This window comes from Modestobacter roseus (genome assembly GCF_007994135.1).
Taxonomy (GTDB): domain Bacteria; phylum Actinomycetota; class Actinomycetes; order Mycobacteriales; family Geodermatophilaceae; genus Modestobacter; species Modestobacter roseus.
Window position 1 is genome coordinate 1,036,653 of sequence record NZ_VLKF01000001.1, and the last position, 17,704, is coordinate 1,054,356.

At 74.8% G+C, this 17,704-nt stretch carries 19 protein-coding genes; 16 read left to right on the forward strand and 3 right to left on the reverse strand.

Annotated elements, in window-relative coordinates:
* Window positions 1–62: 62 nt before the first annotated feature.
* Both JD78_RS04950 and JD78_RS04955 read right to left on the reverse strand, forming a co-directional pair.
* On the reverse strand, window positions 63–941 hold the full coding sequence (locus JD78_RS04950) for a type IV toxin-antitoxin system AbiEi family antitoxin (protein WP_153360719.1): 879 nt from the start codon (window positions 939–941) through the stop codon (window positions 63–65).
* Between the two features lie 216 nt (window positions 942–1,157).
* Complete coding sequence (locus tag JD78_RS04955; RefSeq protein WP_153360720.1) at window positions 1,158–2,018, reverse strand: aldo/keto reductase; 861 nt, start codon at window positions 2,016–2,018, stop codon at window positions 1,158–1,160.
* A 34-nt stretch (window positions 2,019–2,052) separates the two neighbouring features.
* On the opposite strand from JD78_RS04955, the gene JD78_RS04960 reads away from it, so the two are divergent.
* From JD78_RS04960 to nusB, 16 genes are all read left to right on the forward strand, one after another.
* The gene (locus JD78_RS04960; RefSeq protein WP_153360721.1) at window positions 2,053–3,441 is read left to right on the forward strand and encodes a replication-associated recombination protein A; all 1,389 of its coding nucleotides are present in this window, start codon (window positions 2,053–2,055) and stop codon (window positions 3,439–3,441) included.
* 110 nt (window positions 3,442–3,551) lie between these two features.
* Window positions 3,552–3,977: a DUF948 domain-containing protein gene (locus JD78_RS04965; RefSeq protein ID WP_153360722.1), complete on the forward strand. Its 426-nt coding sequence runs from the start codon at window positions 3,552–3,554 to the stop codon at window positions 3,975–3,977.
* Window positions 3,977–4,264: a hypothetical protein gene (locus tag JD78_RS04970; RefSeq protein ID WP_153360723.1), complete on the forward strand. Its 288-nt coding sequence runs from the start codon at window positions 3,977–3,979 to the stop codon at window positions 4,262–4,264. The genes JD78_RS04965 and JD78_RS04970 overlap by 1 nt, the downstream gene beginning before the upstream one ends.
* 64 nt (window positions 4,265–4,328) lie before the next feature.
* Window positions 4,329–7,010 carry an alanine--tRNA ligase gene (gene alaS, locus JD78_RS04975; RefSeq protein ID WP_153360724.1) on the forward strand — a complete coding sequence of 894 codons (2,682 nt, stop codon included), beginning with the start codon at window positions 4,329–4,331 and terminating at the stop codon, window positions 7,008–7,010.
* Window positions 7,007–7,447, forward strand: a complete 441-nt coding sequence (locus tag JD78_RS04980; protein WP_166520991.1) for a hypothetical protein — start codon at window positions 7,007–7,009, stop codon at window positions 7,445–7,447. The genes alaS and JD78_RS04980 overlap by 4 nt, the downstream gene beginning before the upstream one ends.
* A complete protein-coding gene (ruvX, locus tag JD78_RS04985) occupies window positions 7,444–7,929 on the forward strand; it encodes a Holliday junction resolvase RuvX (protein WP_153360726.1) in 486 nt (161 codons plus the stop codon). The genes JD78_RS04980 and ruvX overlap by 4 nt, the downstream gene beginning before the upstream one ends.
* A complete protein-coding gene (mltG, locus tag JD78_RS04990; protein ID WP_166520992.1) occupies window positions 7,926–9,905 on the forward strand; it encodes an endolytic transglycosylase MltG in 1,980 nt (659 codons plus the stop codon). The genes ruvX and mltG overlap by 4 nt, the downstream gene beginning before the upstream one ends.
* Before the next feature lie 14 nt (window positions 9,906–9,919).
* Window positions 9,920–10,717 (forward strand): shikimate dehydrogenase, encoded by a 798-nt coding sequence (locus tag JD78_RS04995; protein WP_243730975.1) that lies wholly within the window; start codon window positions 9,920–9,922, stop codon window positions 10,715–10,717.
* Window positions 10,718–10,727: 10 nt separating this feature from the next.
* On the forward strand, window positions 10,728–11,384 hold the full coding sequence (locus tag JD78_RS05000) for a prepilin peptidase (protein WP_166520994.1): 657 nt from the start codon (window positions 10,728–10,730) through the stop codon (window positions 11,382–11,384).
* A gap of 58 nt (window positions 11,385–11,442) precedes the next feature.
* Window positions 11,443–12,636, forward strand: a complete 1,194-nt coding sequence (aroC, locus tag JD78_RS05005; RefSeq protein ID WP_153360727.1) for a chorismate synthase — start codon at window positions 11,443–11,445, stop codon at window positions 12,634–12,636.
* A complete protein-coding gene (locus JD78_RS05010) occupies window positions 12,633–13,172 on the forward strand; it encodes a shikimate kinase (protein WP_153360728.1) in 540 nt (179 codons plus the stop codon). Before aroC ends, JD78_RS05010 begins: the two co-directional genes overlap by 4 nt.
* The gene (aroB, locus tag JD78_RS05015) at window positions 13,169–14,260 is read left to right on the forward strand and encodes a 3-dehydroquinate synthase (RefSeq protein WP_153360729.1); all 1,092 of its coding nucleotides are present in this window, start codon (window positions 13,169–13,171) and stop codon (window positions 14,258–14,260) included. Before JD78_RS05010 ends, aroB begins: the two co-directional genes overlap by 4 nt.
* On the forward strand, window positions 14,257–14,691 hold the full coding sequence (aroQ, locus tag JD78_RS05020; protein WP_153360730.1) for a type II 3-dehydroquinate dehydratase: 435 nt from the start codon (window positions 14,257–14,259) through the stop codon (window positions 14,689–14,691). Before aroB ends, aroQ begins: the two co-directional genes overlap by 4 nt.
* Window positions 14,688–15,770, forward strand: coding sequence for a M24 family metallopeptidase (locus JD78_RS05025; protein WP_153360731.1), 1,083 nt, complete (start codon window positions 14,688–14,690; stop codon window positions 15,768–15,770). Before aroQ ends, JD78_RS05025 begins: the two co-directional genes overlap by 4 nt.
* Window positions 15,771–16,331 (forward strand): elongation factor P, encoded by a 561-nt coding sequence (efp, locus tag JD78_RS05030; RefSeq protein ID WP_153360732.1) that lies wholly within the window; start codon window positions 15,771–15,773, stop codon window positions 16,329–16,331. It abuts the gene before it with no gap.
* Window positions 16,332–16,338: 7 nt separating this feature from the next.
* Complete coding sequence (gene nusB / locus JD78_RS05035; protein ID WP_153360733.1) at window positions 16,339–16,743, forward strand: transcription antitermination factor NusB; 405 nt, start codon at window positions 16,339–16,341, stop codon at window positions 16,741–16,743.
* A gap of 341 nt (window positions 16,744–17,084) precedes the next feature.
* Here the strand turns inward: nusB and bldD are convergent, their stop codons facing one another.
* A complete protein-coding gene (bldD, locus tag JD78_RS05040; RefSeq protein WP_153360734.1) occupies window positions 17,085–17,627 on the reverse strand; it encodes a transcriptional regulator BldD in 543 nt (180 codons plus the stop codon).
* Window positions 17,628–17,704: the final 77 nt, after the last annotated feature.

Below are 17,704 nucleotides of genomic sequence, written 5' to 3' on the forward strand. Positions count from 1 at the left end.
TCATGGGCGTCTTGCCCGGTGCCGCGCCGTCTCCCGGCGCGCCACTGGCAAGGCGCCCATGATCAATTCGGGGGCGGTCGCCAGCCGCGGCTGACCAACGCCCGGCGGGTCCGCTCGACCACGGTGCGCGGCCCGGTCAGGTGGTGGTCGGCGAACCTCAGCACCAGCCACCCGTCGAGCGCGGTCAGGGAGTAGCGGTCGACGTCACGGCGGAACTGCTCGGGCTCGGCGTGCTGCCGTCCCTCGTACTCCAGCGCGATCTTCCAGTCGCGGTAACCGAGGTCGCCGTGCACGACCACACGGTCCCAGCGGTCGACCACGGCGACCTGGGGTTCCGGGTCAGGCAGGTCGCTGTCCACGAGCCAGAACCGCACCAGGCTCTCGGGCCGGGACATGGCCTCCCGACACAGCAGTGGAGCGCAGGCGCGGGCCCGGACGACACCGCGGACCCGGCCCGCACGGGCCAGACGCTCGGCCAGTCGGTCGGGGTCGAGACGGTCCCGGCGGTACAGCGCATCACCGACGGCCACCAGCTCGGCCGGGGGCAGGCTCGCGGCCAGGTCGAGGAACGTCTGCGCACCGGACGTGACGCGGACGCCGTCGACCTCCGTCACGTCCTCGTCCGCCATGCAGCGCTCGTGGCGGACCAGCTGGGGCCGTGCGGGCACGACCACGCCCGACGGGACCACGACCGTCAGCCGGGACGGCTGGGCCAGGGGAGCGCCGAGCAGGACTGCCGCCGTCGAGCCACCGAAGACGGCGCCGGTCGGCAGCACCTGCGCCCACGCCCTGCAGAGCTCACGCAGCGAGGGCTCAGCAGCGCAGGAGAGGTAGAGCCCGTGCCCGAGACGGCGGCCGTCGCGTTCCACCTGCCGTCGGCTCAGGCCCGCGGCGCGTGCGCCCGCCCACGTGTAGCTGCCGTCCAGTCCGACGTCGTCCACGACGCTGACCCTCACGGCCGGGGCGGCCGCGGACGAGGTGTCCACGGCTTCTGTGGACAGCCCGCTGGCTGTGGATGCAGTGGCTGTAACGACTGCGGGATTCGTTGATCATGGGCGATCCGGCCGGGGACACGCCCTCCGGCGGCGTGTCATCGGCAAGACGCCCATGATCAACACGGGGCGGGGCGGGGCGGGGCGGGGCGGGCGGGAGGGCGGTCAGCCGGCGGAGTCGAGGCGGGCGAGCTGGTCGGGGCTGAGCTGCAGGTCCGCGGCCGCAGCGGAGTTGGTGATCGACTCGGCGCGGGAGGCGCCGGGGATGGGCACGACGACGTCGGCCTGCGCCAGGTGCCAGGCGAGCGCAACCTGGAACACCGAGACCCCCAGCTCGTCGGCCACGGCGGCGAACGCGCCGGCGGTCGAGCCGAGCGACTTCGCCGAGCCCACCCCGCCGAACGGGCTCCACGGGATGAACGCCACCCCCAGCTCCGCGCAGTGCGCCAGCTCGCCGGCCGAGGAGCGCCAGCCGGGGGAGAACTGGTTCTGCACGCTCACCAGTGCCGGGCCGACGATCTGTCGGGCGCTGTCGATCTGGGCGACGTCGGCGTTGGAGATCCCGGCCAGCTGCACCAGCCCGTCGTCGACGAGCGAGCGCAGCGCACCCATCGACTCCTCCCACGGCACCGCCGGGTCGGGCCGGTGGAACTGGTACAGCCCGATCGCCTCGACGCCCAGCCGGCGCAGCGAGGCCTCGCAGGCCCGGCGCAGGTAGGACGGCGACCCGTCCAGCTCCCAGTCGGCGCCGCGCCGGGTGTGTCCGCCCTTGGTGGCGACCAGCACGTCGTCGGAAGAGCCGGCCGAGCGCAGCGCCCGGGCGACCAGCTCCTCGTTGTGGCCGAACTCCGCCTCGTCGCGGGCGTAGGCGTCCGCGGTGTCGATCAGCGTCACGCCGGCGTCGAGCGCCGCGTGCACCACCGCCTCCGCGTCGGCCGGGGACGGGCGGTCGTCCTTGGTGGACAGGGGCATCGCCCCGAGCCCGATGGCGCTGACGGTGCGGTCGCCGATGCGTCGCTGCTGCATGGGCCTGTCGTGCCCCGCGGGTAGCGTCGCAACCGTGAGTTCGCTGTTCGACCCCGCCCCCGACGAGGACGGCGCCGCGCCCGTCGACCCGGGTGCGCCGCTGGCGGTCCGCATGCGGCCCCGCTCGCTGGACGAGGTCGTCGGGCAGTCCCACCTCCTCGGCCCCCGGGCGCCCCTGCGCCGGCTGGTCGAGGCCGACGAACCGATGTCCCTGGTGCTCTACGGCCCGCCCGGCACCGGCAAGACCACGCTGGCGCACGTGATCAGCCTGGCCACCAAGCGCCAGTTCGTGCAGCTGTCCGCGCTGGACTCCGGGGTCAAGGAGGTCCGCGCCGTCATCAGCTCGGCCAAGCGCGAGCTGACCATGGCCGGCCGGCGCACCGTGCTGTTCATCGACGAGGTGCACCGCTTCTCCAAGACCCAGCAGGACTCCCTGCTGTCCGCGGTGGAGGACCGGATCGTCAGCCTGATCGCGGCCACCACGGAGAACCCGTTCTTCTCCGTCGTCAGCCCGCTGCTGTCCCGCAGCCTGGTGCTCGCCCTGCAGCCGCTGGGCGACGACGACGTCCGCACGCTGCTGCGCCGGGCGCTGACCAGCGACCGGGGCCTGGACGGCGCGGTGACGCTGAGCGCCGAGGCCGAGGAGCACCTGGTGCGCATCGCCGGCGGCGACGGTCGCAAGGCGCTGACCGCGCTGGAGTCCGGGGCGGGGGCCGCGCTCGCCGCCGGCGCGACCGAGATCGACCTGCAGACGCTGGAGACCGCGGTGGCCCAGGCCGCGGTCCGCTACGACCGCGCCGGCGACATGCACTACGACGTCGCCAGCGCGCTGATCAAATCCATCCGCGGCTCCGACGTCGACGCCGCCATGCACTACCTGGCCCGGATGGTGGAGGCGGGGGAGGACCCCCGCTTCATCGCCCGCCGGCTGGTCATCTCCGCCAGCGAGGACATCGGCATGGCCGACCCCACCGCCTTGCAGACCGCGGTCGCCGCAGCCGAGGCGGTGGCCTTCATCGGCATGCCGGAGGGGCACTTCCCGCTGGCGCAGGCGGTCGCCCACCTGGCCACCGCCGCCAAGTCCAACGCGCTGACCGTGGCGATCGGGGAGTCCGTCGGTGACGTGCGCGCCGGGCTGGCCGGCCCGGTGCCACCGGGCCTGCGCGACGCGCACTACGCGGGGGCGAAGAAGCTCGGCCACGGGAAGACCTACTCCTACCCGCACGACCACCCCGACGGCGTCGTGCCGCAGCAGTACCCGCCCGACGCCCTGGTGGGCCGCGACTACTACCGGCCGACCGGCCGCGGCGTGGAGGCACAGATCGGCGTCCGGCTGGCCAAGCTGCGGGCGATCGTCAGGCGACCGCTGCGGGAGCATCGCAGCGAGGGACGAGCGAGGAGCGGACCGGAGCAGGGCGCCTGACCAGTGCGCACGGCCGACGGCGGGGCTGACCGTCGGCGGACACAGCTAGGGTTGCTCGACCGGTGGTCGGACCACCGCGCACGCAGAAGACGACGAAGGGGACCCACCACGTGTCCGCAGGAGAGATCGCCGGGCTGATCGCAGCCATCGCGGTGGCGTTGCTGGTGCTCATCGTGGCCGTGCCGCTGATGAAGCTGGGCCGCACGCTGGACGAGACCACGCTGACCATCCGGCAGGTCCGGGAGCAGAGCCAGCCGATCCTGAGCCAGGCGTCGACGACGGTCACCCACGTCAACGCCAACCTGGAGCGGGTCGACGACATCACCGGCAACGCGGCCAACGTCTCGAGCAACGTGGCCGCGCTGACCAGCGTCTTCGCCGCCACCCTCGGCAGCCCGCTGATCAAGGTGGCCGCGTTCAGCTACGGCGTGCGCAGCGCCGCCCGCAAGAAGCGCGAGGGCCAGGCGCTCGCCGACGCCCAGCGCTCGGTCAAGGACGAGCGGCGGGCCCGCCGCTCCGCCCGGAAGGCCGCCTGATGCGCCGGCTGTTCTGGCTGACCATGGGGGTCACCATCGGCGTCCTGGTCGTGCGCAAGCTGTCCCAGACCGCGGAGAAGCTGACGCCGCAGTCGATGGCCGGCAACCTCGCCGACGGGCTCCGCGAGCTGGCCGACGCGATCGGTGACTTCGGTGCCGACGTCCGGGCCGCGATGGTCGAGCGCGAGGAGGAGCTGCGCGCGGGCACCGGCCTGGACGCGCCGCTGCCCGACAGCTCGCAGGTCGAGCTGCCCTCCCGCCGCGGCGCGCACGCCGCGGACAGCTGAGCCCCACCCTCCCCGCTGCCCCGACCGGGCAGCACCCGCTGGCTGGAGAACCGAGACCCACCGCATGCAGACCGCCGAGATCCGCCGCCGCTTCCTGGAGCACTTCGAGCAGCGTGGGCACACCGTCGTCCCCAGCGCCTCGCTGGTGTCGCCCGACCCCTCGCTGCTGTTCACCGTGGCCGGGATGGTGCCGTTCATCCCGTACCTGACCGGCCGGGAGCCCGCCCCGTACCCGCGGGCCACCAGCGTGCAGAAGTGCGTCCGCACCCTCGACATCGAGGAGGTGGGCAAGACCACCCGGCACGGCACGTTCTTCCAGATGAACGGCAACTTCTCCTTCGGTGACTACTTCAAGACCGAGGCGATCCAGTACGCCTGGGAGCTGGTGACCGGGTCGGTGGCCGACGGCGGGCTGGGGCTCGACCCGGAGCGGATCTGGCCGACCGTCTACCTGGACGACGACGAGGCCTTTGCGGCCTGGCGCGCGTACGTCCCGGAGGAGCGCATCCAGCGGCGCGGGATGGACGACAACTACTGGTCGACGGGAGCGCCCGGCCCGGCCGGTCCCTGCTCGGAGATCCACTACGACCGCGGTCCGGAGTTCGGGCCCGGTGGCGGCCCGGCGGTCGACCCGACCGGCGACCGCTACCTGGAGATCTGGAACCTGGTCTTCATGCAGTACGAGCGGGGCCCGGGGGAGGGCAAGGACTTCCCGATCCTCGGCGACCTGCCCAAGCAGAACATCGACACCGGCATGGGCCTGGAGCGGGTGGCCTACCTGCTGCAGGGCGTCGACAACATGTACGAGATCGACGAGGTCGCCCCGGTGCTGCGCCGGGCCGCCGACCTGGCCGGCGTCCGCTACGGCGCCGACCACGAGGCGGACGTCCGGCTGCGGGTGGTCGCCGACCACGTGCGCAGCGGGCTGATGCTCATCGGCGACGGCGTCACCCCCGGCAACGAGGGGCGCGGGTACATCCTCCGGCGGCTGCTGCGCCGCGCCGTCCGGTCGATGAAGCTGCTCGGCGTCGACGAGGCCACGCTGCCGGAGCTGCTGCCGGTGTCCCGCGACGCGATGAGCGCCAGCTACCCCGAGCTCGCGGGCGACTTCGCCCGGATCTCCGGGGTCGCCTACGCCGAGGAGGAGGCGTTCCGGCGCACCCTCACCGCGGGGACGGCGCTGTTCGACACCGCGGTCGGCCAGGCGAAGCAGTCCGGCACGCCGGCCCTGTCGGGTGCGCAGGCGTTCTCGCTGCACGACACCTACGGCTTCCCGATCGACGTCACCCTGGAGATGGCCGCCGAGCAGGGCGTCACCGTCGACGAGTCCGGGTTCCGCGCCCTGATGAAGGAGCAGCGCGACCGCGCCCGCGCCGATGCCCGGGCCAAGCGCACCGGCTCGGTCGACGTGCTGGCCTACCGCCGGCTGCTCAGCGAGTTCGGCCCGACCGACTGGCGCGCGTACGACGCCCTGCGCACCGACTCCCGCGTGCTGGGCGTCGTCGACGAGTCCGACGACGCCACCAGCGGCGACGCCGAGCCGGTCGTCGGCGCCGGCGGCATCACCCGGGTCGTGCTGGACCGCACCCCCTTCTACGCCGAGTCCGGCGGTCAGGTCGCCGACGCCGGCGAGCTCACCTGGGACGGCGGCCGCGCCGAGGTCATCGACGTGCAGCGCCCGGTCAAGGGCCTGGTCGCCCACCAGGTGCGGGTCCTCGAGGGCGAGCTGCGCGCCGGCACCGAGCTCACCGCCCAGGTCGACCGCGAGTGGCGGCTGTCGGCGTGCCAGGCGCACTCCGGCACGCACGTCCTGCACGCCGCGCTGCGCCAGGTGCTCGGCCCGCAGGCCCTCCAGTCCGGCTCGTACAACCGACCCGGCTACCTGCGGCTGGACTTCGCCTGGCAGGGCGCGCTCACCCCGCAGCAGCGGCTGGACATCGAGGACGTCGCCAACGCCGCCGTCCGCGCCGACCACGGGGTCCGCGCCCTGTACATGACGCTCCCCGAGGCCCGGGAGTTCGGCGCGCTGGCGCTGTTCGGTGAGACCTACGGCGAGCAGGTCCGCGTCGTCGAGATCGGCGGTGAGTGGTCCCGTGAGCTCTGCGGTGGCACCCACGTGCGCGGGAGCGCGCAGATCGGCACCCTGGCCCTGACCGGCGAGAGCTCGGTCGGGTCCGGTGCCCGCCGGGTCGAGGCGGCCGTGGGCCTGGAGGGCTTCCGCTACCTGGCCCGGGAGCGCGACCTGGTGCGCCAGCTCGCCGACCTGCTCAAGACGCCGCAGGACGGCATCGTCGACCGGGTCAGCGGCATGCTGTCCCGGCTCCGCGACGCCGACAAGGAGCTCGCCGACCTGCGCGCCCAGCAGACGCTGGCCGCCGCCGGTGACCTGGCCGGGGCGGCGACCGACGTGGGCGGCGTCGCGGTGGTCACCGGGGCGCCGGCCGGCCTGTCCGGTGGCGACCTGCGCAGCCTCGCCCTGGACGTCCGGGGCCGCCTCGGGGAGAAGCCGGCCGCGGTCGTGCTCGCCTCCGCGGCCGACGGCAAGGTCGCCCTCATCGCCGCGGTGAACCCGGCCGCGCAGCAGCGCGGGCTCTCCGCCAACGACCTGCTCAAGGCGGCGGCCGGCCCGGTCGGCGGCCGTGGCGGCGGCAAGCCGGACGTCGCCCAGGGGGGCGGCACCGACCCCGCGGGCATCCCGGCGGCGCTCGCCGCCGTCCAGCAGGCGATCGGGGCGGCCGGCTCGTGACCAGTTCGTCCGACGGGCCCGGTACCGGACCGGGGGAGGAGCCGATCGCCCGGACCGGCCGTCCGCCGGTGCCCGGCCGGGCACCGACGGACGACGGTCCGGCCGGACCGCGGGGCGGTGAGTGGGCCGGCGAGGCGCAGCACGGCACCGGGCAGCACCACACCGGGCAGGACCACACCGGGCAGGACCACACCGGGCAGCACGGCACCGGGCAGCACCACACCGAGCGCGTGCCCTTCCCGCTGCCCGCGCTGCACCGGTCGTCGCCGCAGGCCCCGCAGACCGGCGAGCTCCGCCTGGGCGGCTACCCACCCCAGGTCCCCGGCGCGGCCCGCCGCGCCGAACCGGCCACCGCAGCGGAGCGCACCGCCGGGGAGTCCACCGTCGAGGAGCCCACCGCAGCGGCCGAGGACGCCGACCCGCGGAACCGACCGTGACCGAGCCGGACGGGTCCGGCGCGGTCTGGGTCCCGGGTCGGCGGCTGGGCATCGACGTCGGCACGGTCCGGGTCGGCGTCGCCCTCTCCGACGCGACCGGCATGCTCGCCAGCCCGTTGGAGACCGTGCGCCGCGCCAAGGACCAGCGGGACCTGGACCACCTGGCTGGGCTGGTTGTGACACACGAGGTGGTCGAGGTGGTTGTGGGATTGCCAAAGCACCTCTCCGGTGCGTCAGGGTCCTCGGCAAGAGATGCCAGCGCATACGCTCAGGATCTGGCCAGCCGCATCGGGGACGTCCCCGTGCACCTCGTCGACGAAAGGCTCTCCACCGTGACCGCCGCCACTCACCTGCGTGCCCGGGGCATCGACAGCCGCCGGCAGCGGTCGGTGATCGACCAGGCCGCCGCGGTCGTCATCTTGCAGAGCCATCTCGACAGGCGACCTCGCACTGGCCCCGACTCCGGGGGGCGCACCTCGTGACCGACCCGACGACGCCGCGCCCGCGCGGCCGACACTCCGGACTCGACGCGGTCGAGGGCTCCGGACGCCCCGCCGCCGAGCTGCTGGCCGCCTGGAACGGCGCCACGACGGGGCTGGCGGACGACCAGGACGACCGTCCCGCCGGCCGGCCCGGCCGTCGGCGGCACATGGCCGAGTCCGACACCGGCGCCCTGCCCGGCTCCCGGGTGCTGCGCGGCGGCGCCGCGGCTGCTGCGACGCCGGCCGGCTGGGCCCGCGCCGCCGGCACGGTGCCCGCCGCGCGGCCGGCCGCGGACGTCGCACCGCGCACCACCGAGCTCGACGTCCCACCGCTGGCACCGGGCCGTGTCCCGTCCGGCCGGCGGGTCCCGGCCGGGCGGACCCCCGACGACGACCGCCCGCAGCCGCGCGCCGGCGACCCGGTCGAGCCCGCACTCGACGACGACCGCTTCACCGTGGGCGACACCGACCCGAGCTGGCGCGCCGGGCGCCGGCTGGTGCCCGATGTGCCGCCGCCGGCCGGCGGCCTGGGCGTGCTCGTCGGTGCCCGGCCAGCGGCTGCGGCCACGGCGCCGGCGCTGAACACCGGCGAGATCGCCACCGAGGTCCACCCCGTGGTCCGGGCCGACGGTCCCGCCCGGGAGCAGGACGCCGACGAGTTCGGTGCCGACGACGACACCGCCTGGACCCGCGACGACGCCCTCGCGTGGTCGGAGCAGGAGTGGCGCCAGGGCGGTGACCTGGACGGGGACGAGGGCCGCACCGACCACGGATCCCCCGACAACGTGCACCATGGCGGCATGGAGTCCGACGACCAGCACCCCGACGACGTCCCGCACGACGGGACCGGTGGCCTGGACGTCCTGGGCGGCGGCGGCTCCGGTGGCGGCGGTCGCGGCCGTCGCGGCGGGTCCAGCCGTGGCGGAGGCGCACCGAGCGGCCGTCGCCGCCCGGTGACGATCGTGCTGTCGCTGCTGGTGCTCGGCGGGCTGGTCGCGGGCATCGTGTTCGGCGGGCAGGCGCTGTGGCGCACGCTCAACCCGGCGTCGGAGGACTACACCGGTGCCGGCACCGGCGCCGTCGAGGTGCGGGTGAACCAGGGCGACTCGTTGCGGGCGATCGCCGGTGCGCTGGAGTCCGCCGGCGTCATCGCCTCGACCGGTCCGTTCCTGGAGGCGGCCGAGGCCGACTCCTCGGCCACCGGCATCCAGCCCGGCGTCTACGCGATGCGGGAGCAGATGTCCGGCGCCGCGGCCCTGGACCTGATGCTGCACCCCGAGACCCGCATGGTCACCAAGGTCACCCTGCGCGAAGGCCTCACCGTCACCCAGACGCTGGCCCAGCTGGCCGAGGCGACCGGCATCCCGCTGGCCGAGTGGGAGGCGGCCGCGGCCGACCCGGCGGCGCTCGGTCTGCCGGCCTACGCCGGCGGCATGCTCGAGGGCTTCCTCTTCCCGGCGACCTACGACGTGACCCCCGACGACACCCCCACCTCGGTCCTCTCGGCGATGATCACGCGCGCCGACCAGGTGCTCACCCAGCTGAACGTGCCGGCCGAGCGGCGGCTGGAGGTCGTCACCAAGGCCAGCCTGGTGCAGGCCGAGGCCGGCAACGTCACCGACATGGGCATGGTGGCGCGGGTGCTGGAGAACCGGCTGGCCGACGGCATGGCGCTGCAGCTGGACACCACCGTCAACTACGCCAACGGCAAGAGCGGCATCACCACGACGGCGGAGGACCGGGCCAACCCGTCGCCGTACAACACCTACGCGAACCCGGGGCTGCCGCCGGGCGCGATCAGCAACCCTGGCGAGGACGCGATCGCCGCGGTGCTCAACCCGACCCCGGGCGACTGGCGCTACTTCGTGGTGGTCGACCCCGACACCGGGGAGACCCGCTTCGCGGTGACCGGCCAGGAGCACCAGCAGAACGTCCTGCTCTTCCAGCAGTGGCTGCGGGACAACCCGGGCAACTGAGCGGCGGGCCGGGGGTGGGCGGGCGTGCCGCCGTCCTCGGCCGGCCGGTCAGCCACTCCTTGTCCCCGCTGCTGCACCGGGCGGCCTACGCGGCGCTGGGCCTGGACGGCTGGACGTACGACGCGCTGGACATCGGCGCGGAGGACCTGCCGGTGCTGCTGGCCGGGTTGGGCCCCGAGTGGCGCGGCTTCTCGGTGACCATGCCGTGCAAGCAGGCGGCGGTCGAGGTCGCCGACGAGGTCGACCAGCTGCCCCGGCTGCTGCACGCGGCCAACACGCTGGTGCGCACCGACCGCGGCTGGCGGGCGGAGAACACCGACGTCCAGGGCGTCGGGATGGCCTTGCAGCTGGGCGGGGTCGAGCAGGTCGACCACGCCGCCGTGCTGGGCGCGGGCGGCACCGCGGCCGCCGCGGTCACCGCCCTGGCGTCGCTGGGCGCCCGGCGGATCGACGTCGTCGTCCGGGAGCCGGCCCGCGCCCGGGACCTGCTGCGGGTCATCGACGAGCTGGGCGTCACCGCCGACGTGCAGCGGCTGGACCGCACCGGCACCGTGGCAGCACCCGTCGTGGTGAGCACCGTGCCCGTGGCCGGGCAGTCGGCCGTGGCCGACCTGGCCTGGTGGCGCGGGCAGACGGTGCTCGACGTGCTCTACGCCGGCTGGCCCACCCCGCTGGCGCAGCGGGTGCAGGAGGCCGGCGGCGCCACGATCAGCGGCCTGGAGGTGCTGTTCTGGCAGGCCACCGCGCAGGTGGAGCTGATGACCGGGCTGCCCGCGCCGATCGCGGCGATGCGCGCCGCGCTGGACGCCTGACCCGCCCCCGGTGATCGCCGCGTTGGCCGCCGCCGGCGCCCTGCTCGGTGGGCTGCTGGGCCCGCGGCTGGCCGCCGCGACGGTGCGGCTGGCCCGGCGTGACCCCACTGCCCGGCCGGCTCCCCGCCGCGTCGTCGCCACCTGCCTGGTCGCCGCGGCGGCGATCGCGGCCGCGCCCGTCCTCGCCGGCCTGCGGCCGGCCGCCGTCGCGCTGGCCTGGTTCGGCGGGGCCGCCGTCGTCCTGGCCGGGGTCGACCTGGCCAGCCACCGGCTGCCCGACCGGGTCACCGCGCCGGCGGCGCTCGGCGTCGCCGCCGCGCTCACGGTGGACGCCGCCGTCACCGGCACCTGGCCGGCCGTGGGCCGGGCCCTGCTCGCCGCCGCCGTGGCGTGGGCGGTGCTCACCGGGGTCCGGCTGGTCGACCCCCGGTCGTTCGGCGGCGGGGACGTCAAGCTGCTCGGGCTGCTCGGCCTGCTGCTGGGCTGGGCCGGGTGGGACGTGCTGCTCACCGGGGTGTTCGCCGGGCTGCTGATCGGCGCGCTCGGGTCGCTGCTGCTGATCGCCACCGGTCGCGCGCAGTGGCGGACGGCGATCGCGTTCGGCCCGCCGCTGCTGCTCGGCGCCTACGTCGCCCTCGCCCTGGCGGGACCGCTGCCGGGAGCCTGAGCCCGGGCGCCCGGGGTGAGCCCAGGGCCCGCGCCGGGCGGCTGGCATGATCTGGCCCATGTTGCGCTGGCTGACCGCCGGTGAGTCGCACGGCCAGCAGCTCACCGCCATCCTCGAAGGTCTCCCCGCGGGCGTGCGGGTGCAGACCACCGACCTCGACGCCCAGCTCGCCCGCCGCCGCCTGGGGCACGGCCGCAGCGCTCGGATGAGCTTCGAGGAGGACGTCGTCACCCTCACCGGCGGCGTCCGGCACGGGATCACCCAGGGCGGGCCGATCGCCGTCCAGATCGGCAACACCGAGTGGCCCAAGTGGTCCACCGTGATGTCCGCCGACCCGGTCGACCCGCAGGTGCTCGAGGGGCAGGCGCGCAACGCCCCGCTCACCCGGCCCCGCCCCGGCCACGCCGACCTCGCCGGGCTGCAGAAGTACGGCTTCGACGACGTGCGCCCCGTGCTGGAGCGCGCCAGCGCCCGGGAGACCGCGGCCCGGGTGGCGCTCGGCACCGTGGCCCGCCAGTTCCTCGACCAGGTGCTCGGCGTGCAGGTGGTCAGCCACGTCGTCGGCATCGGTCCGGTCACCGTGCCGTCCGGCGTCCTCCCCGGTCCCGCGGACAACCCCCGGATCGACGAGGACCCGGTCCGCTGCGCCGACCCGGACACCAGCGGCCTGATGGTCGCCGAGGTCGACGACGCCCGGAAGTCCGGCGACACCCTCGGCGGCGTGATCGAGGTGGTCGTGCACGGCCTGCCGCCGGGTCTGGGCAGCCACGTGCACTGGGACCGCCGGCTGGACTCCCGGCTGGCCGGAGCGCTGATGGGCGTCCAGTCGGTGAAGGCCGTGGAGGTCGGTGACGGTCTGGAGACCGCCCGCCGCCGCGGCTCGGTCGCCCACGACGAGATCGAGCTGGTCGACTCCGTGGACGGGGGGCAGAGCCTGTCGCGGCGCACCGACCGCGCCGGCGGCATCGAGGGCGGCATGACCAACGGCGAGGTGCTCCGGGTGCGGGCGGCCATGAAGCCGATCAGTACCGTGCCCCGCGCCCTGGACACCGTCGACGTCAGCACGAAGGAGGCGGCGGTCGCGATCAACCAGCGCTCCGACGCCTGCGCCGTGCCGCGCGGCAGCGTGGTGATGGAGGCGATGGTCGCCCTGGTCCTCGCCGACGCCGTGCTGGAGAAGTTCGGCGGCGACTCGGTGCCCGAGACCCGGCGCAACGTGCAGGGCTACCTCGACGCGCTGCCGATCCGGTGACGTCCGCGACCGGTCCGCGGCTGGTGCTCGTCGGCCCGCCGGCATCGGGCAAGACCACGGTCGGCACCGCGGTGGCCGCCGCGCTCGGCGCGTCGTTCCGGGACACCGACGCCGACGTCGAGGCGGAGACCGGCAGCACGATCGCCGACCTGTTCGTCCAGCAGGGGGAGCCGCACTTCCGCGCGCTGGAGGAGCGGGCGGTCGCCCGGGCGCTCGCCGAGCACCCCGGCGTGCTCGCCCTCGGCGGGGGCGCGGTGACCAGCGAGGCCAGCCGTGCCCTGCTGGTCGCGCACGGCCGGGCCGGTGGCGCGGTCGTCTGGCTGGACGTCGACGTGCCGTCCGCGGCCCGCCGGGTGGGGCTGTCCCGGGACCGGCCGCTGCTGGCGGTCAACCCGCGCGCCATGCTCCGCACCATGCTCGAGGCCCGCGCTCCGCTCTACGCCGAGGTCGCCACCGCGACCGTCTCCACCAGTGACCGGGAGGTCGACGCCGTCGTGGCCGAGGTGCTCGCCAGCGTCCGTGAGGTGCGCCGGTGACCGCGCACCGGATCACCGTGGCCGGCGACCGGCCCTACGACGTCGTGATCGGCCCCGGCGTGCAGGCCGAGCTCGGCCTGCTGCTGGCGGGCACGCCCCGCGCGGTCGTCGTGCACAGCCGTGCGCTGGCCGCCGCGGCCGGGGCCGCGGTCGAGACGCTGCAGGAGGCCGGGGTCGCCGCCGAGGCGGTCGCCGTCCCCGACGGCGAGGCGGCCAAGACCGCCGAGGTCGCGGCCGGCGCCTGGGAGGAGTTCGGCCAGCTCGGGCTCACCCGCTCCGACGCGGTCGTCGGCGTCGGCGGGGGCGCGGTCACCGACCTCGCCGGGTTCCTCGCCGCCACCTGGCTGCGTGGCGTGCGGGTGGTGCAGGTGCCGACGAGCCTGCTGGGCATGGTCGACGCCGCGGTCGGCGGCAAGACCGGCATCAACACCCGGGCCGGCAAGAACCTGGTCGGCGCCTTCCACCCGCCGGCCGGGGTGCTCGCCGACACCGACGCACTGGCGGGCCTGCCCGAGGCGGAGTTCTGCGCGGGGCTCGCCGAGGTGGTCAAGTGCGGGTTCATCGCCGACGGGCGGGTGCTCGAGCTGCTGGCGGCCGACCCCAGCGGCCGGGCCGACACCACCGAGCTGATCGCCCGGGCCGTGCAGGTGAAGGCCGACGCGGTGGCCGAGGACCTCTACGACACCGGCCGCCGCGAGTTCCTCAACTACGGGCACACCCTGGCCCACGCCATCGAGCGGGTGGAGGACTTCACCTGGCGGCACGGTGAGGCGGTCGCCGTCGGCCTGGTGTTCGCCGCCGAGCTCGCCGGCCAGGCCGGGCTGCTCGCCGCGGCCGACGTCGCCCGGCACCGCGACCTGATCGCCGCCATGGGGTTGCCCACCACCTACCGGGGCGACTGGGAGCAGTTGCAGGCGGTGATGCGGGTGGACAAGAAGGCCCGTGGCGCCTCGCTGCGCTTCGTCGTCCTCGACGGCCTGGGCAACCCGAGCATCCTGACCGACCCCGACCAGGCCTGGCTCGACGCCGCCTGGGCCGCAGTGAACGATCAGTCCACCCACCCCGCCACCCCGACGGAGACAGCATGACCATCCAGGTGCTCAACGGGGCCAACCTCGGCCGGCTCGGCACCCGCGAGCCCGAGGTCTACGGCACGACCACCTACGCCGAGCTGGTGCAGCTGATCGAGGCCGTGGCCGCCGAGCTGGGCCTGGACGTCGTCGTCCGGCAGACCGACTCCGAGGCCGAGCTGCTCGGCTGGGTGCACGCGGCCACCGACGCCGGGGACCCGATCGTGGTCAACCCCGGCGGCTGGTCGCACACCTCCGTGGTGCTGCACGACGCGCTGGCCGCGGTCGCCGCGCCGGTCGTCGAGGTGCACATCAGCAACATCCACCGGCGCGAGCAGTTCCGGCACCACTCCTACGTCTCCCGCGTCGCCGACGGCGTCATCGCCGGCCTGGGCGTGCAGGGCTACGAGCTGGCACTGCGGTACCTCCTCGCCCAGGGTGCGCGATGACGCGCGACACCGCCCGCGAGGCGGGCCGCCGGGAGCGGCTGCGCGCCGTGGCCGCCGAGCAGGGCCTGGACGCCGTGCTGGTCACCAACCTGCTCAACGTGCGCTACCTGACCGGGTTCACCGGCTCCAACGGGGCGCTGCTGCTGCGCGCCGACGGGCGGGACCTGTTCGGCACCGACGGCCGGTACACCACCCAGGCGCAGGCCCAGGTGCCCGACGTGGAGCTGCTGGTCGACCGGGGCACCGCCACCGCGCTCGCCGCCCGCACCACCGGCCGGGTCGGTTACGAGTCGCACGAGGTGACCGTCGACGGGCTGCGCGCGCTGGAGCGCGCGGCCGGCGACGCCGAGCTGGTCAGCATCCGCCGCGCCGTCGAGGCACTGCGGGCGATCAAGGACGACGGCGAGGTCGAGTCGCTGCGCCGGGCGTGCGCGGTCGCCGACCGGGCGCTGGCCGAGCTGGCCGCCGAGGGGGCGCTGCGGCCCGGGCGCACCGAGCTCGAGGTGGGCCGGGAGCTGGACGCCCGGATGCTGGCGCTCGGCGCGGAGTCGCCGAGCTTCGAGACGATCGTGGCCACCGGCGCGAACTCGGCCATCCCGCACCACCGCCCCGACGCCACCGTGCTGCGCGACGGGGACTTCCTGAAGCTCGACTTCGGCGCGACCGTCGACGGCTACCACTCCGACATGACCCGCACCCTCGTGCTGGGGCAGGCCGCGGACTGGCAGCGCGAGGTCTACGAGCTGGTCGCCGCCTCCCAGGCGGCCGGCCGGGCGGCGCTGGCGGTCGGCGCGGACGTCGTCGCGGTCGATGCCGCGTCCCGCGACGTCATCGTGGCCGCCGGGCACGGTGACCACTTCACCCACGGCCTGGGGCACGGGGTGGGGCTGGAGATCCACGAGGCACCGGGGATCTCGGCGCTCGGCGCAGGTACCCTGGCCGCTGGCATGGCCGTCACCGTGGAGCCGGGTGTCTACCTGCCCGGGCACGGCGGTGTCCGGATCGAGGACACCCTGGTCGTCACGGCCGACGAGCCCGAGTTGTTGACCCTCACGAGCAAGGAACTGCTGGTTCTCTAGATGGCTACCACCAACGACCTCAAGAACGGCATCGTCCTCAACCTGGACGGCCAGCTCTGGACCGTCACCGACTTCCAGCACGTCAAGCCGGGCAAGGGCGGCGCCTTCGTGCGCACCACCCTGAAGAACGTGCTGTCGGGCAAGGTCGTCGACAAGACGTTCAACGCCGGCACCAAGGTGGAGACCGCGAACGTCGACAAGCGATCGATGACCTTCCTCTACAAGGAGGGCACCGACTTCGTCTTCATGGACGGCGACACCTTCGAGCAGATCTACGTCCCCGAGGCCACCGTCGGCGGCGGCGCGGACTACCTGCTGGACAACACCGAGGTCACCGTGGCGGTGCACGACGACACCCCGCTGTACGTCGAGCTGCCGGTGACCATGGAGCTGGTGGTGCAGCACACCGACCCGGGCCTGCAGGGTGACCGCTCGACCGGCGGCACGAAGCCCGCGACGCTGGAGACCGGCGCCGAGATCCAGGTGCCGCTGTTCATCACCACCGGCGAGAAGCTGAAGGTCGACACCCGCGACGGCCGCTACCTCGGCCGGGTCAGCTGATCCGCTGATGGCCGCCCGCTCCAAGGCGCGCAAGCGCGCGGTCGACGTCCTCTACGAGGCCGACCTGCGCAGCAGCGACCCGCTCCAGGTCCTCCGCGACCGGGTCGGCGACGACTCCCCGCCGGTGCCCGACCACGCCGTCCGGCTCGTGGAGGGCGTGGTCGAGCAGCAGGCGCGGATCGACGAGCTGATCGAGCGGCACGCCCAGGGCTGGTCGCTGGACCGGCTGCCCGACGTCGACCGCGCCATCCTGCGGATGGCCACCTACGAGCTGCTGTGGGTCGACGACGTCCCGGACGCCGTGGTGATCGACGAGGCGGTGACCTTGGCCAAGGCGCTGTCCACCGACGACTCGCCGGCCTACGTCAACGGCGTCCTCGGTGGCATCGTGAAGGCCGAGATCCCGACCTGAGCACCCAGCACGGAACGCCCACGGCCCACTCTGCGCGCAGAGTGGGCCGTGGGCGTTCCGTGCTGTGCCACGATCGCGCGGTGCCCGGCGGACCGTCGTCTGGCTCGAGGTCGACCACTCCCGCTCATCGATCTCGGTCGACCTGTCCCCGGGGCTGATCAAGGTCTCCCGCTCGACGAGTACCGCCGCCGACTGCCCAGATCTGCGATGTCGTGGCCACCCAGGCCGGGAAGCCACGGGACCGCAGATGTCGCGTGGGCCCGCCGGCGGGCACGTCTCGGATCCGACGCACGAGGGGCCCCGTCCGCGGTGCGGACGGGGCCCCTCGTGCGCTGCTGAGCTCAGCGCGGAGCGCGGCGGCGGTCGCCCCAGTTCGGCTCGTCGTCGTCCTCGGTGGCGTAGCCGACGCCGTCCGGGCCGGGGGAGAGCACGCCCCACTCGATGAGCCGGGTGGTCAGCTCGTCGGGGCTCATGTCGTAGATGATCGCCAGCGACTTGAGGTCCTCGGCGCGGATGGACAGCACCTTGCCGTTGTAGTCGTGGCGCTGGGCCTGGATGGTCGAGGCGTACCGGGCCAGCGGCCCCGCCTCGTCGGCCGGCAGCGAGCCCAGCGACTCCAGGTTCAGCACGATCTTGGTGCTCTTGGTGACGGCGCTGCTCGGGCGCGGGTCGGGCAGCAGCTCGGACACCGGGACGCCGTAGAACACCGCGAGCTCGGAGAGCCGCTGGACGGTGACCGCCCGGTCGCCCCGCTCGTAGGAGCCCACGACGACGGCCTTCCACCGCCCGTGCGACTTGTCCTCCACGCCCTGCAGGGACAGGCCCTGCTGGTTGCGGATCGCCCGCAGGCGGGCGCCGAGTGCCCGCGAGTAGTCGGTGCTCATCGTCTCTGCTCACTGACTGTCGTCGGATGGGAGCCGTACTGGTGACGCAGAGTACCGAGCCAGCGCGCCGAGCGACA